This is a genomic window from Acetobacter tropicalis (assembly GCF_001580915.1).
GTDB lineage: Bacteria > Pseudomonadota > Alphaproteobacteria > Acetobacterales > Acetobacteraceae > Acetobacter > Acetobacter tropicalis.
The window spans coordinates 31,980-46,490 of record NZ_LHZQ01000210.1; the positions used below are offsets into that span (position 1 = coordinate 31,980).

The 14,511-nt window shown below is 57.1% G+C and carries 13 protein-coding genes; 3 read left to right on the forward strand and 10 right to left on the reverse strand.

Annotated elements, in window-relative coordinates:
- Window positions 1-14: 14 nt before the first annotated feature.
- The 9 genes from AD944_RS16390 to AD944_RS10010 form a co-directional block, all read right to left on the reverse strand.
- Window positions 15-179 carry a DUF1328 domain-containing protein gene (locus tag AD944_RS16390; RefSeq protein ID WP_006557861.1) on the reverse strand — a complete coding sequence of 55 codons (165 nt, stop codon included), beginning with the start codon at window positions 177-179 and terminating at the stop codon, window positions 15-17.
- Between the two features lie 133 nt (window positions 180-312).
- The gene (locus AD944_RS09975; protein WP_035377143.1) at window positions 313-1,065 is read right to left on the reverse strand and encodes a hypothetical protein; all 753 of its coding nucleotides are present in this window, start codon (window positions 1,063-1,065) and stop codon (window positions 313-315) included.
- A 118-nt stretch (window positions 1,066-1,183) separates the two neighbouring features.
- Window positions 1,184-2,761 carry a bifunctional phosphoribosylaminoimidazolecarboxamide formyltransferase/IMP cyclohydrolase gene (gene purH / locus AD944_RS09980; RefSeq protein WP_045542080.1) on the reverse strand — a complete coding sequence of 526 codons (1,578 nt, stop codon included), beginning with the start codon at window positions 2,759-2,761 and terminating at the stop codon, window positions 1,184-1,186.
- Window positions 2,762-2,855: 94 nt separating this feature from the next.
- Window positions 2,856-3,569 (reverse strand): tRNA (guanine(46)-N(7))-methyltransferase TrmB, encoded by a 714-nt coding sequence (gene trmB / locus AD944_RS09985; protein WP_006557858.1) that lies wholly within the window; start codon window positions 3,567-3,569, stop codon window positions 2,856-2,858.
- Between the two features lie 22 nt (window positions 3,570-3,591).
- A complete protein-coding gene (gene metK / locus AD944_RS09990) occupies window positions 3,592-4,779 on the reverse strand; it encodes a methionine adenosyltransferase (protein WP_045542099.1) in 1,188 nt (395 codons plus the stop codon).
- A 305-nt stretch (window positions 4,780-5,084) separates the two neighbouring features.
- Window positions 5,085-5,879, reverse strand: a complete 795-nt coding sequence (gene dapB, locus AD944_RS09995; RefSeq protein WP_045542081.1) for a 4-hydroxy-tetrahydrodipicolinate reductase — start codon at window positions 5,877-5,879, stop codon at window positions 5,085-5,087.
- A 26-nt stretch (window positions 5,880-5,905) separates the two neighbouring features.
- Window positions 5,906-7,045 carry a molecular chaperone DnaJ gene (gene dnaJ / locus AD944_RS10000; protein ID WP_045542082.1) on the reverse strand — a complete coding sequence of 380 codons (1,140 nt, stop codon included), beginning with the start codon at window positions 7,043-7,045 and terminating at the stop codon, window positions 5,906-5,908.
- Window positions 7,046-7,196: 151 nt separating this feature from the next.
- The gene (dnaK, locus tag AD944_RS10005) at window positions 7,197-9,110 is read right to left on the reverse strand and encodes a molecular chaperone DnaK (protein WP_045542083.1); all 1,914 of its coding nucleotides are present in this window, start codon (window positions 9,108-9,110) and stop codon (window positions 7,197-7,199) included.
- Window positions 9,111-9,306: 196 nt separating this feature from the next.
- Window positions 9,307-9,909: a nucleotide exchange factor GrpE gene (locus tag AD944_RS10010; RefSeq protein ID WP_045542084.1), complete on the reverse strand. Its 603-nt coding sequence runs from the start codon at window positions 9,907-9,909 to the stop codon at window positions 9,307-9,309.
- A 190-nt stretch (window positions 9,910-10,099) separates the two neighbouring features.
- Here AD944_RS10010 and AD944_RS10015 point away from each other — a divergent pair, with 190 nt between their 5' ends.
- Together AD944_RS10015 and AD944_RS10020 are read left to right on the forward strand one after the other, a co-directional pair.
- Window positions 10,100-10,813 carry a response regulator transcription factor gene (locus AD944_RS10015; RefSeq protein WP_006557852.1) on the forward strand — a complete coding sequence of 238 codons (714 nt, stop codon included), beginning with the start codon at window positions 10,100-10,102 and terminating at the stop codon, window positions 10,811-10,813.
- A 153-nt stretch (window positions 10,814-10,966) separates the two neighbouring features.
- The gene (locus tag AD944_RS10020) at window positions 10,967-12,613 is read left to right on the forward strand and encodes an ATP-binding protein (RefSeq protein ID WP_169794916.1); all 1,647 of its coding nucleotides are present in this window, start codon (window positions 10,967-10,969) and stop codon (window positions 12,611-12,613) included.
- Between the two features lie 61 nt (window positions 12,614-12,674).
- Here the strand turns inward: AD944_RS10020 and AD944_RS10025 are convergent, their stop codons facing one another.
- On the reverse strand, window positions 12,675-13,046 hold the full coding sequence (locus AD944_RS10025; RefSeq protein WP_052427143.1) for a Rid family hydrolase: 372 nt from the start codon (window positions 13,044-13,046) through the stop codon (window positions 12,675-12,677).
- Between the two features lie 299 nt (window positions 13,047-13,345).
- Here AD944_RS10025 and rapZ point away from each other — a divergent pair, with 299 nt between their 5' ends.
- Window positions 13,346-14,329, forward strand: a complete 984-nt coding sequence (gene rapZ / locus AD944_RS10030) for an RNase adapter RapZ (RefSeq protein ID WP_045542085.1) — start codon at window positions 13,346-13,348, stop codon at window positions 14,327-14,329.
- Window positions 14,330-14,511: the final 182 nt, after the last annotated feature.

Genomic DNA, 14,511 nt, shown 5'->3' on the forward strand with positions numbered 1-14,511 from the left:
TCGTGAAAATGCCGTTATGGAGAGCGACCAAAGAAGAAGCTGATCACCAGCAGAACCACAAAGACAAACACCAGAATTTTGGCAATTCCAGCAAAGCTGGACGCCGCGCCGCCAAACCCAAAAACGGAAGCGATCAGCGCCAAAATCAGAAAAACAAGAACCCATCTCAAAATCGCCATCGCGTCTCTCCTCAAGAAAACCGTTGCCCCTGTTCAGAGAAAGCTTCGGCATGCTTATGCTTCTAAGGTTACAACGCACTAACGACCTGAAAGTTCTTCAAAAAAGAAACGATAGCAAACTGAAGAGACGGTCTCAGTGCTCTTCTGACCCAGGAATGATATCATACCCTGCACTCCCCGGTGCGGGGCCGGGGGGCGGGCCATTGCCAACAGCAATGCCTGTCAACTGGTTAGCAGAAGGCCCGATCTCACGCGCATCAATTGCCGTGCCGAGTTCCCCGCTGCTGCCGGTGCCTACCGCATAAAGGGGCTGACCCGGCTTGAGCCATGCCGCCACGCGGCCCGCTTCACGCGCAGAAAGATAGACAACGGAGTGATCTTTCAGCACCGCCCCCGTTACCTGCCCATCCAGATTATAGAGGGAGAGCCAGACCTCGCCATGCAGAACAATATCCGGCCCTGCAATCATCTCGGTCGATTGCTGCGGCATGGAGATGAAATTATCCTGCATGCCACGACCGCGCGGGCTGGTAATGCCAAAAGCCCGAATAAGCGGAAGAGTACGTGCCTTCAGCCCGCGGATGGATACCGTATCACCCGGCTTTACCAATCCGGCCAGTGTATGCCCCTGCTCCGGCGAGACGAGAACCTGCGTTCCATCTTCCAGCACCAGCCCTGTCACACTGCCATGAGGAGAGGGCAGAAACTGCGCCACCTTGCCACTAAACTGCGGCAGACCGGACAGATCATACACGCCAACAGCCTGTTGCTCCGTAACGGTCTGATGCGCGGCATATTGTGAGGAAGAGGCATGGTGTGCGGCCGGTGCGGCCACCGCAATGGAAGAAGCCAGCAGCGATGCTGGAAAAGAAAGCAAAAGGCGCATGGGGTCAACCAATGAAACCATCTCCGCCCGGCATCTGAGCGACACCAGACAGAGATGTGTGAAACTTTACGCCATTGTTCGACAGGAAAGCCGTTCCGGCAAGAGCCGGAAAAGCGTGTCAGTGGCGGAAATGACGCATACCAGTAAAGACCATGGCAATTCCGGCGGCATCCGCCGCAGCAATCACCTCATCATCCCGAATGGAACCGCCTGGCTGAATAACAGCCGTGGCCCCTGCCGCAACAATGGTTTCAAGGCCATCGGCAAACGGGAAAAAGGCATCAGATGCCGCAACTGAACCTTGGGTCAGCGGCGCATCCAAGCCAGCGGCCTTGGCGGCCTCCCCGCTTTTGGACGCCGCAATGCGGGCGGAATCCACGCGGCTCATCTGCCCTGCGCCAATGCCCACAGTTGCGTTGTTTTTGGCGTAGACAATGGCGTTGGACTTCACGTGCTTGGCCACACGGAAGGCAAATTCCAGATCTGCCATTTCCTGTGCGGACGGCGCGCGTTTGGTCACCACACGCAGGGAGTCTGGTGTAATGCGGCCATTATCGCGCGTCTGGGCCAGGAACCCACCCGCCACGGAACGCACAACCACCCCTGCTGCTGCCGGATCAGGCAGAGCGCCCGTTAGCAGCAGACGCAGGTTTTTCTTGCGGGCCAGAACCTCTTTAGCGGCCTCTTCGGCATCCGGGGCAACAATCACTTCAGTAAAGATACCGGCAATCTGTTCCGCCGTTGCGGCATCCAGTGTGCGGTTCAGCGCTACAATTCCCCCAAAGGCGGAAACTGGATCACAGCGCAACGCACTCTGCCACGCTTCCGTCAGGGAAGAGCCGATAGCCACCCCACACGGGTTAGCATGCTTCACAATGACAACGGCAGGTTTGTCAAACTCCGCCACGGCTTCAAACGCGGCATCCGTATCATTGATGTTGTTGTAGGAAAGCGCCTTGCCCTGCACCTGCACGGCGGTCGCCACCCCGGGGCGCGTACTGCCATCACGGTAGAAAGCAGCCTGCTGGTGGGGGTTTTCACCATAACGCAGCACTTCTGCACGCTGGCCAGCCAGTGTGAAGCGTTCGGGCAGAACCTCATTCGCCTGCTTGGCAAACCACGCAGCAATAGCGGCATCATAAGCCGCAGTCCGCGCATAGGCAGCGCCCGCATAAGCGCGCCGTTGATCCAGCGTGCTGCCGCCTTTGTTGAGGGCGTCAATCAGGCCGGCGTACTGGGCCGTATCCGTCAGCACCACAACATGATCATGGTTCTTGGCTGCCGCACGGATCAGGGCCGGGCCGCCAATATCAATATTTTCGATGCAGTCTTCAGCCCCTGCGCCAGAGGCAACCGTCTTTTCAAACGGGTAGAGATTGACCGCCACCAGATCAATCGAGGCAATGCCGTGTTCTTCCATCTGCGCCACATGGGCAGGCAGATCGCGCCGACCAAGAATGCCGCCATGGATCTGGGGAACCAGCGTTTTGACGCGCCCATCCAGAATTTCTGGAAAACCCGTGTGGTCAGAAACTTCCGTAACCGGAAGGCCAGCCTCCCGCAGGGCCTTGGCGGACCCCCCTGTGGAGAGAATTTCCGCCCCGTGCGCCACAAGAGCGCGCCCAAGGTCAAGAAGCCCCGTTTTATCGGAAACAGAAATCAGAGCGCGGCGCACAGGCTGCGGGGACTGGCTCATAAGCGGAGACCTTTCGCACGGCTAAAAGCTGTAAAGCGGCTGCTTACCCAACCTGCCGTGCCAGAGCAACCGTATGCTGAGGCAGGTCAGGCACTCAGCGGCGGGTAAATGTCCAGTAAAGCGGTTGCCGGCCTGCGGCGATGGCTTTTGCCTCATACCGCGTGGGGAACCAGCCTTCCGGCCGTTCGGTGGCAGGTGGGGGCGCTTCAAAATAAGGCTGCGCCGCCATCACCTCTTCCACCCATGCCTGATAGGTTGGGTCATCACTTGCAACCCGCCACACAGCACCGGGTTTGAGCACGCGGGCAACCAGTTCAACATTCTGGGGGTGCACAAAACGGCGTTTGGCGTGCCGTGCCTTGGGCCATGGGTCCGGAAACATCAGGAACAGCCGGTCCAGCGAGGCTTCCGGCATGGCCTTCAGCAGTATGCGGGCATCATCATCCCACAAACGCAGCATGTCCGGAATGGGCGCGGTTGCTTCCTGCCCAACCGGCACAAGGCGGGTCAGGAGCGAGCAAAGCCCGTTATCAAAAACTTCTGAGGCAATATAGCCAATATCAGGATGTGCGGTGTGTTGGGCGTAGGAGTGTTCTCCTCCCCCAAAGCCGACTTCAAACCAGATCTGCCGGGGCGGCTTGCCAAAACCGGCAGCCGGTGTGGCTGCCTTATCAAGCGGGAAGCGGAGCCGGGGCAACGCTTCCTCCAGCAGACGTTCCTGACGCGGGCGGAGCGGATGGCCGCGCTGCCGTCCATAGAGTCGCTCAGGGGGCGGCTTTACATCAGGCGCGCGGGCATCGTCCGTCATAGGTAGCGTCAGGCTTTTCTTCTTAGCGGTTCAGTGCGCTACGCAGGGCGTCAACCAGATCCGTGCGTTCCCACGTGAAGTTATCACGCGCATCATCCGGCTTGCGGCCAAAATGACCATAAGCAGATGTTTCAGCATAAATCGGACGGTTCAGACGCAGATGCTTCCGGATACCGCGCGGAGACAGATCCATCACATCACGCAGAATCTTGCCCAGACGGGCTTCATCCACATCCTTGCCGGTTTCATCCAGATCCACATAAACGGACAGCGGATGAGACACGCCAATGGCGTAGGAAAGCTGAATGGTGCAACGATCAGCCAGAGCAGCGGCTACAACGTTCTTGGCCAGATAGCGGCAGGCATACGCGGCAGAGCGGTCAACCTTCGTGGGGTCCTTGCCGGAGAATGCGCCGCCGCCGTGCGGGGCTGCACCACCGTAGGTATCCACAATGATCTTACGACCGGTCAGACCACAGTCACCATCCGGGCCGCCAATCACGAAAACACCGGTCGGGTTAACATAAAATTCGTTATCTTCCGGCATCCAGCCTTCCGGCAGAATACCACGCACCACACCGCCCAGACGATCGCGCAGTTCTTTCTGATCAATACCCGCATCATGCTGGGTGGAGATCACCACGGACGTTGCCTTGACGGGGCGACCATTGGAATAATGAAGCGTAACCTGGCTTTTTGCATCCGGCTGCAGGCCCGCAACGCGTGCATCGCCAGCGCGGCGCAGATCACGGATTTCGTGCAGAATGCGGTGCGCATAATACAGCGGAGCCGGCATCAGGGTGTCGGTTTCGTTGGACGCATAACCGAACATGATGCCCTGGTCGCCTGCGCCTTCGTCCTTCTCACCGGCACTGTCAACGCCAACAGCAATGTCAGCGGACTGTGCGTGCAGGTAATTGGCGGCGTCAGCCGTACGCCAGGAGAAACCTTCCTGATCGTAACCAATGTCCTTTACCGCATCACGCGCGGCCTGAATCAGGCCTTCTGAGGTAACGGAAGCCGGGCCACGCACTTCACCGGCCAGAATGATCCGATTGGTGGTAACCAAGGTTTCACAGGCCACGCGAGCTTCAGGGTCTGCTGCAAGATAGGCATCGAGAACAGTATCGCTGATCCGGTCCGCAACCTTATCGGGATGACCTTCGGAAACAGATTCCGAAGTGAACAGGAAATCGCCGTCTTTACGCATGATGGTGCCGTCTGCCCCACGCACTGTGAAATAGGAATTGTGATATCACCCTTGAGGAAAGGGGACGAAACCGTGTGGCGGAATAGTGACCAATGGTCAAGTGTATTGCCGCCATGCGTAGAAAATGTCCGTAGCTCCCGTGCGGGTGGATTAGCGGATAACCGCCACTTTCATGAGCATTTACAACTGCAAAGCCATTTTTGCCGTTATGAAAAAAACGGCTAACTATTTTTATTTACAGCAAAACTTCGTAAATCATACGCCCCGGCAAAGGGCTGGGGCGCGTTCCAAAAAGGCTGCCTTTTTTAAAGCGGCGGAAGCCCCAGAACATCTTCCATACCAAAATATCCCGGCGCATGGCCTTCCACCCAGAAAGCCGCCCTTACCGCTCCGGTCGCAAAAATACGCCGGTCAAACGCCCGATGCGAGAGTGTGATCTGCTCATCCGCCGAGGTAAACAGAACATCATGCTCCCCGACAATCTGCCCGCCGCGCAGAGCGGCAAACCCGATAGCGCCGGTTTTACGCGGACCGGTATGCCCGTCTCGCCCACTTTCCTTCACATCAACCAGAGCCACACCACGCCCTTGGGCCACAGCTTCCCCAATTGCCAGGGCCGTGCCTGATGGAGCGTCCACTTTCTGCCGATGGTGCATTTCCAGCACTTCAACATCATAGGACTCAGCCGGTAATGCACGACCCATCATCTGCGCCAGACGCTGCACCAACGTCACGCCTGGCGAAAAATTGGCCGCATGCACAATAGCGATGGTCTGCGCGGCCTTGTAGACGGCAGCACTCTGTTCAGCAGATAGACCCGTGGTGCCCAGAACCCACGCCGTACCGTGCTGGGCCAAAGCCTGAGCATGAGCCACGACTGTCTCTGCATGAGTGAAATCAATCACCACATCGCTGATTGCTGCCAGAGATGCCATGTCCGAAAAAACAGGGACATTTTCCGGCAAGCCGACAACACCACCCGGCTTGCGGGCCGTGCCCCCCGCCAGAATGGCCCCGGCCGCCTGTACTTCTTCTACCAGCAACTGGCCCACACGCCCTGAAATACCGGCAATCCCGACCCGAAGGGATTTTTCTGTCATGCGGGCTGTTCCTTTAGTGTCAAAATTCAGCTTTTGTTTTCAAAAAAATCACGCACGCGGGCAAAAAAGCCGGAGTGTTCCGGGCTGCCCTTCACGTTTTCACCGGCTTCTTTCTCAAACTCCTCCAGCAGTTCGCGCTGGCGCTTGTTCAGATGCTGCGGTGTTTCAACAGTGACCTGAATATACATATCCCCCCGCGCACTGGAACGCAGGACGGAGAACCCTTTGCCACGCAGACGGAAATGTTCGCCCGTCTGGGTCCCTGCGGGAATTTTTACCTTTGCCCGGCCGCCATCAATAACGGGGACTTCAATTTCCGTACCCAGAGCAGCCTGGCCCATGCGCAACGGCACACGGCAATAAACATTCGCACCATCACGCTGGAAGATGGAATGTTCTGAGACAGACACATGCACATACAGATCACCCGGCGGCACGCCCTGCCCGGCTTCGCCCTCGCCAGAGATGCGGATACGGGTGCCATCTTCCACGCCAGCAGGAATCTGCACGCCAATTGTGCGCTCTTTTTCCACCGTGCCTGCACCATGGCAGGCCTTGCAGGGGTCTTTCACACTTTTGCCGGTGCCGTGGCAGGTGGGGCACGGCCGTTCCACCACAAAGAATCCCTGCTGGGCACGAACTTTCCCTGCACCATGGCAGCTTGGGCAAACCGTCACACCTGCCGCACCATCGTTGGACCCGGTGCCATGGCAGGACTCACAGGCCACACGGGTAATGACCCGCACATCTTTTTTCACGCCGGAAAACGCTTCTTCCAGCGTGATCTCAACATGGGTCTGGATATCACTGCCGGTACGAGCACGGCCACCGCGACGGCCACCCATCATATCCCCGAACATCTGCTCGAAGATATCGCCCAGACCACCGCCACCAAAGCCATTGAAATCAAACCCGCCGGGACCACCGCCACCGCCATTTTCAAAAGCTGCATGGCCAAACCGGTCATACGCGGCGCGTTTCTGTTCATCTTTCAGAACATCGTAAGCCTGATTGACGTCCTTGAACTTGGCCTCGGCCTGCTCATCCCCCGGATTCCGATCCGGATGATATTTCATGGCCATCTTACGATAGGCCTTCTTGATTTCGTCAGCCGATGCCGTGCGGGAGATTTCAAGAAGTTCGTAGTAGTCAACCTGGGTGGCCATGAAAATCCTCTTAGGGGGTTCTGCCTCTTACTGAGCGCAGCATGTGTCAGATATGACAAAGGCGTCCGCCTTCCAGGAAGCACGGACGCCAGAGAAAAAACGGTTATGGCGGGGGGAAACCAACCCCGCCATCCGCGATAGTCGCGCCCGATCAGGACTTCTTGTCGTTTACGTCCTCAAAGTCCGCATCAACAATCTTTTCCTCATTCGGGTTGGCCCCGGCTGCCCCAGCGCCGCCAGCAGCAGCACCTTCCTCAGCCTGACCAGCCTTATACACAGCCTCACCAATCTTCATGGCAGCCTGTGTCAGACGATCGCTTGCGCTTTTGATGGCTTCGGCATCGCTGCCTTCCAGAGCCGTCTTGACCGCAGCAATAGCGCCTTCAGCTTCCGTCTTGTCAGCAGCAGGAACCTTGTCACCCGCTTCAGACAGAGACTTTTCAACCTGATGCACAAGGCTTTCAGCGTTGTTACGCACTTCAACCTGTTCACGCTTGGCCTTATCTGCTGCCGCATTGGCTTCAGCATCCTTGACCATCTGTTCGATATCGCCTTCAGACAGACCACCAGATGCCTGGATCTTGATCTGCTGTTCCTTGCCGGTTGCCTTATCCTTGGCGGACACGGACACAATACCGTTAGCGTCGATGTCGAACGTCACTTCAATCTGCGGCACACCACGCGGAGCCGGGGCAATACCCGTCAGGTCAAAGTTGCCAAGCAGCTTGTTATCAGCCGCCATTTCACGTTCGCCCTGATAGACCTTAATGGTCACCGCGTTCTGGTTGTCTTCCGCAGTGGAGAAGGTCTGGCTCTTCTTGGTCGGGATGGTGGTGTTGCGGTCGATCAGGCGGGTAAACACGCCACCCAGGGTTTCAATACCCAGAGACAGCGGGGTTACGTCCAGCAGCAGAACGTCTTTAACATCACCTTTCAGCACCGCACCCTGAATGGCTGCACCAATGGCCACCACTTCGTCCGGGTTCACGTTACGGGCCGGATCCTTGCCAAAGAAGCCTTTAACAGCCTCAATCACCTTCGGCATACGGGTCATGCCGCCAACCAGAATGACTTCATCTACTTCAGAAGCAGAGACGCCAGCGTCTTTCAGAGCAGCCTTACAGGGTTCAAGCGTGCGCTGGATCAGATCATCAACAAGGCTTTCCAGCTTGGCGCGGGTCAGCTTCAGCACCAGATGCTTCGGACCAGAAGCGTCTGCGGTGATGAACGGCAGGTTGATTTCCGTTTCCTTGGAGGAAGACAGTTCGATCTTCGCTTTTTCAGCAGCTTCTTTCAGACGCTGCAGAGCCAGCTTGTCAGCGCGCAGGTCAATGCCCTGTTCGCGTTTGAACTCATCCGCCAGATACCCGATAATGCGGTTATCAAAGTCTTCACCACCCAGGAACGTATCCCCGTTGGTGGATTTCACTTCGATCACACCGTCAGAAATTTCCAGAACGGAAACATCGAACGTGCCGCCACCAAGGTCATAAACCGCAACCGTGCCGCCGCTTTTCTTTTCCAGCCCGTAAGCCAGAGCCGCAGCGGTGGGCTCGTTGATGATACGCAGCACTTCAAGACCAGCGATACGACCGGCGTCCTTGGTTGCCTGGCGCTGGGCATCGTTAAAGTAAGCAGGAACCGTAATAACGGCCTGGGTTACTTTTTCGCCAAGGTAAGCCTCGGCGGTTTCCTTCATTTTACCGAGCACGAACGCGGAAATCTGGGAAGGGGCATATTTCGTGCCGCGCGCTTCCACCCATGCATCACCATTGTCACCCTTGACGATGGTGTAAGGCACCATTTCCTTGTCTTTCTGAACGGTCGCATCATCAAAACGACGACCAATCAGACGCTTCACGGCATAGAATGTGTTTGCCGGGTTGGTGACAGCCTGACGTTTCGCAGCCTGTCCAACCAGCATTTCACCACCTTCGGTGAAAGCAACCATGGACGGCGTTGTGCGTGCGCCTTCGCTGTTTTCAATAACCTTGTTTTCATTCCCTTCGCGCACGGCCACGCAGGAGTTGGTCGTACCAAGGTCAATACCAATAACTTTGCTCATTCATACTCTCCTTCAGCGACCTAGCCTGGCCCGAAGCACCGGACTGGGTCCTTAGTCTCTCACCTGGTTTTCCTTTGCCGGAAAACAGGTTGCGAGTGTTAAGCCTGATGTATGGTGCGGCCTGCGCTCTTTCAAGTAGAAGCAAGCCGTTGGCAAACAAAATTTTTACCACCCATACCCTTGCCAGAAACCCGGCTTATTCCGGTGCTTTGGCCACCACCACCATGGCAGGCTTGAGAAGACGTCCGTGCAGCGTCCATGTCGGCGTCCATGCCTGCATTACAGTGCCCGGTGCATGCTCTGCACTCGGCTGTTCCGCCATAGCCTGATGCAGATTGGCATCAAACGTCTTGCCTTGCGCGTCTTCACACTTGATGCCGTGACGCTCAAGAATGGAGATGAAAGAACGTTCAGTGCTTTCAATGCCTTCACGCATCTTGGTCAGAACGCTGTCTTCCCCTTCCTGATGCGCAGGCAGACTGGCCAGCGCACGGCGCAAGTTTTCAGCCGCTTCCACCACATCCCGCGCAAATTTCTGCACGGCATATTGCCGGGCGTCTTCCACATCCCGCTTGGCACGGGTACGCAGGTTCTGGTTATCGGCCTCGGCCCGCAGCCATTTCTCCTTGAACTCGGCAGCTTCCTGCTCAAGCTCCTGAAGACGGCCCTCGGCAGCAGAGGACGGCTCGGCATGGGTCTCCGCTTCAGGTGCAACCGCTTCCTGAGGCTGGGAGATCTGGTCGGTTTCAGCCGGCTCTACCGGCGTGCCGACCCGGTTGGGATCTGTATCGTGGGTCATGCACCAAGAAGTAAGCAACCCGTCCGGAACCGACAAGACCTGCACGGCACCGCGATGATGATTTTACAACGCATGCAAGCCGTGCTCAAAAAACGCGGCAACATGAAAGACTCTGCCCCCATGGCGCAAACAGGGCGAACCCCGTATGCTCATGGGCTGGCGTTGAAGGCGATGAAGGAACACGCACACAATGGTAGAGCGTACCAAGCAGACGATTGCGCTGGTTGATGACGACCGCAACATCCTGACCTCGGTACAAATGACGCTGGAAGCCGAAGGCTTTCACGTCCGCACCTATACTGATGGCGAATCGGCCCTGCAGGGCATGACGGCTTATCCTGTTGATCTGGCCGTGCTGGATATCAAGATGCCCCGCATGGATGGCATGGAACTGTTGCAGCGCCTGCGCGCCCGGTCCAATCTGCCGGTCATCTTCCTCTCCTCCAAGGATGAGGAAGTGGATCAGCTTATGGGGCTGCGCCTTGGCGCTGATGACTACATCACCAAGCCCTTTTCCCAACGCCTGCTGCTGGAACGCATCCGCGCCCTGCTGCGCCGGAACGAAGTAAGCCGTGCGGAAGCCAACGGCACGCCAGTTGGCGGTGCACTGGTTCGCGGTCCGCTCTCTCTGGATGAACTGCGCCACAAATGCACGTGGAACGGGCAGGATGTCCCGCTGACGGTTACGGAGTTCCTGCTGGTAAAAACGCTGGCCCAGCGTCCCGGGCTGGTGAAATCACGCGATCAGTTGATTGATGCCGCCTATGGGGACACGGTTTATGTGGATGACCGCACAATCGACAGCCACATCAAGCGTGTCCGCAAGAAATTCCGGCAGGTTGATGACAATTTCAACCAGATTGAGACCCTCTACGGCATTGGCTACCGATACCGGGAAGACTGAGGCCCGCTGGTGACACAACGGACACGCATGTCTGTTTCTTCCTCGCTCTCCAGACTGAAAAGTCTGAAGCTGCCGGGGCAGGGCAACAAGCAGGGTGGCATTGAGGCCACCGCCGCGTATGAGGCCTCCAAAACACGGCTGGTCTCTCCGCTCATGCGGCGCATCATGCTGGTGAATGTTCTGCCGCTGGCCCTGCTGGCAGTCACCATGCTGTTTCTCAATCAGTTCCGGAACAGCCTCCTGACAACGGAAGTTGCGGGCTTACGGGAACAGGCCCGTATTTATGCCGGAGCGTTGGGGGAAAGCGCTGTTCGCAGCACGCGCGCCCGCAGCACAGACCCGGATAGTGATTTTTCACTGGAATCCTCGCAAGCCCGCCGACTGCTGCTGCGCCTGACCGAGCCTAGCCCCAGCGCACATGCCCGTCTATTTGGCCCGGATGGCCAACTGGTAGCGGATAATGTAGTAGATCAGCCGGATCACCCACCCCGCTCCTTTCCGTTCCGCCATGGCAATCGCCCGCCACCCGGCTCCATGAATGAGCCCAATGGTCCGCCTCCCTTTGGCCCCAGCTTTTTTGAACGCCTGCTGACGTGGGTATGGCGCAGTAACGAAACCAATATTGTCCGGCTGGACACGAATGAGGCCGATATTCCGGCTGATCCCGCCCGCCCGTTAGAAGCCAATGGCCCCAACTTCCGCCCGCCACCAGAAGCCCCACCTTACATCCGCCGCACGGCTAATGGCCGCCTGATCATTACCGTGGCGGAGCCCGTCATTCGTGATGGCCATACGGTTGGGATTATCCAGCTTACCCGTGCGGCCTCTCAGGTTGATCGTTCGGTTTTTGCCGTGCGCTCCTCCATTTTGTCCCTGTTCCTCACAGTTCTGGTTATTACCATCCTGCTCTCATGGTATCTGTCCCTTACAATCGCCCGCCCCCTGTTGCGGTTGGCGGCGTCCGCCCAGATCATGCGCGAATCTTCGGGTCGCACAGGGACGGTGCCAGCCCGCCTGCTGGCCCGTCGTGATGAAATAGGCGATGTGGCCCGCGCCTTGCAGGCCAGCGCACAGGCACTGTGGAAACGGATGGACGCCATCGAGCGGTTTGCCGCAGATGTCAGTCACGAAATCAAAAATCCGCTTTCTTCCATCCGCTCGGCCATTGAAACCTTGCTGCGTATTGAAGATCTCAATCAACAGCGGCGGCTTCTGACCATCATCAATGAAGATGTCCGCCGTCTGGACCGTTTGATCACCGATATCTCTGACGCCAGCCGCTTAGATGCTGAAATGTCCCGTGCTCAGGCCGAGCCGGTTTCCATCAAACCGCTTCTCTCTGTTCTGGCCGAAATCCATCAGGCCACTCGCAAGGAAGGTCAGCCGATCATCACCACAAAAGTGGAAGGCGATTCCCCCGAGCATCCCCTCCGCGCTCTGGCGGTGGAAGACCGATTGGTGCAGGTTTTGCGCAACCTGATTGGCAACGCCATTTCCTTTTCCCCACCCAACGGCCACATCCTGCTGGAAGCGGCCCCGGTGGGGAACATGATCTCCATTTCCGTCTCGGATGAAGGGCCTGGCATTCCTCAAGCCAAACTCGATTCCATTTTTGATCGGTTTTATTCAGAACGCCCCAAAAACGAAAATTTTGGCCAGCATTCCGGGCTCGGGCTTTCCATCAGCCGCCAGATTGTAGAAGCGCTGCATGGCACAATCGCAGTTGAAAACCGGCATGATGCACAAGGGCATGTGGCAGGCGCACGCTTCACCGTGCGCCTGCCTAAAGTTGCGACTTAAAGTTTAATTTTCAAATAACTCCGGACTTCAGTCCGCGTTGTCCCCCTGAGCCCATTGCGGCTCAGGCTGGTTCGGCTTCAACGCACAACTCAAGTTCTATTTTTACGGCGGCAGGCGTCATGCTTTTGACCCACATAAGGGTCAGAGAAGGCGATAAATGTGAAAAAACGTGCCGTAAGGTGGGAAAGCAGGATGGAAAATCAGCCGCATCCGCAATGATATACACCACCCGCGTAACATCTTTTAAGGACAGTCCTTCCTGCGCGAGCACTGCCACGCCCATATCCAATGCTGCGGCACATTGTTCCGCTATGGTTTGTGTTGGGGCAGAAGAAGACCTGAGTCCCTTGATCCGCACCCCTGCAGGACCGTGTTCCACCCGCAGCGTAGGAGCGGAAGAGCCAAAAGGAGTGTGATGTAACGCGTCAACCATAAGTGCTCATTATACTGCCAGATCTCTCAGAATCGCAAATTGCTCTTTCGTAACAAATCATACCCTATAAAATGTGAACCGTGTCATGCATGCAGTGCGGGTACGCCCTGCCCGCCCAAAGCTTTGCAGACATATTGCGCAACGGGGCCAGACCCGAGCATAATGCCGCTACCTTAATTTGGGTCAGTGCTTTATTCAGCAGCGGATGCCTGTTTTTGCTGACAGGCGCTGGTCTTCCCGCTTGCCATGCAGGCCTGAACACTTTTTGCCGCCCCCGGCCACAGAAAGGAACAGATGTAATGTGCGCGGATGATACACTTGTTCCACGCCGTATCCTGCTGGTTTCAGGGCTATCTGGTGCAGGCAAGTCCTCTATCCTGCGCATTCTGGAAGATCTGGACCACGAGGTTATTGATAACCCCCCCCTCGGGATGCTGGACGATATTGTGGCCCGTGCAGAGCGCCCTGTTGCCATTGGGGTGGATTCCCGCACGCGCGGGTTTGATGCTTCCGCCGTGCTGGAAGCAGTGGCCCGGCTACGCGTCAACCCGAACCTTCGGGTTGAACTGATTTACGCCACGGCGGAAGAAAGTGTTCTACTGCGGCGGTACACCGCAACCCGCCGCCGCCACCCCCTTGCCCTGCACGGCAGCATCAAGGAAGGGATTGAAGAAGAAACAACCCTTACGGCCCCCCTACGCGCCGCGGCCGATCTGGTTATTGATACATCAGACATGCCACCGCCAGAATTACGGCAGTTTGTAGAAAGTCGCTTTAGTCCGTGGCAGGGAGGGTCTGCTGAGGGGTTGACCGTTGCCCTGATGTCCTTTGCCTTTCCGGCAGGCTTACCGCGTGAAGCCGACATTGTGTTTGACGCCCGCTTCCTGAGAAACCCTCATTATGACCCTGCCCTAGCCCCCAAAACCGGACTGGATGCGGATGTTGCGGCCTATGTGGCGGAAGATACGGATTATCTGCCGTTTCTGGACCAGATTCACGCCATGCTGCAACTGGTGCTCCCGCGGTTTGTGCGGGAAGGTAAAAAATACGCCACCATCGCCATTGGCTGTTCTGGCGGACGCCATCGCTCCGTGACTTTGGTGGAAGCTCTTGCCAAGCGCCTCGCGGCACCGGATGGCATGGGCACCTATCAGGGGTCCGGCCAATGGCCCATCATGATCATGCACCGTGAGTTAGCCCGGCAGGGGTTAGGCGCCTGGCGGTGGGCGAGAAAACCAACCGGCAGCCTTGCGGACGAAGCACTGCCCCCATCAGTTAGATAATGCCTTCCTCTTCGTCGCCCTGAAGACCTTCCTCTTTCCGCTGCAAGGCAGCCCGGCCTGAACCTCTTTGTTGCTCAGGCGTCTTAAACTTATCCCCAAGCCTATTGTGTGGTGCTGCCAGTGCCGGAGCAGCCCATCACCCGCTTTTTTGTTCGTTTACCACAAGGTTCCCACTTTTCTTT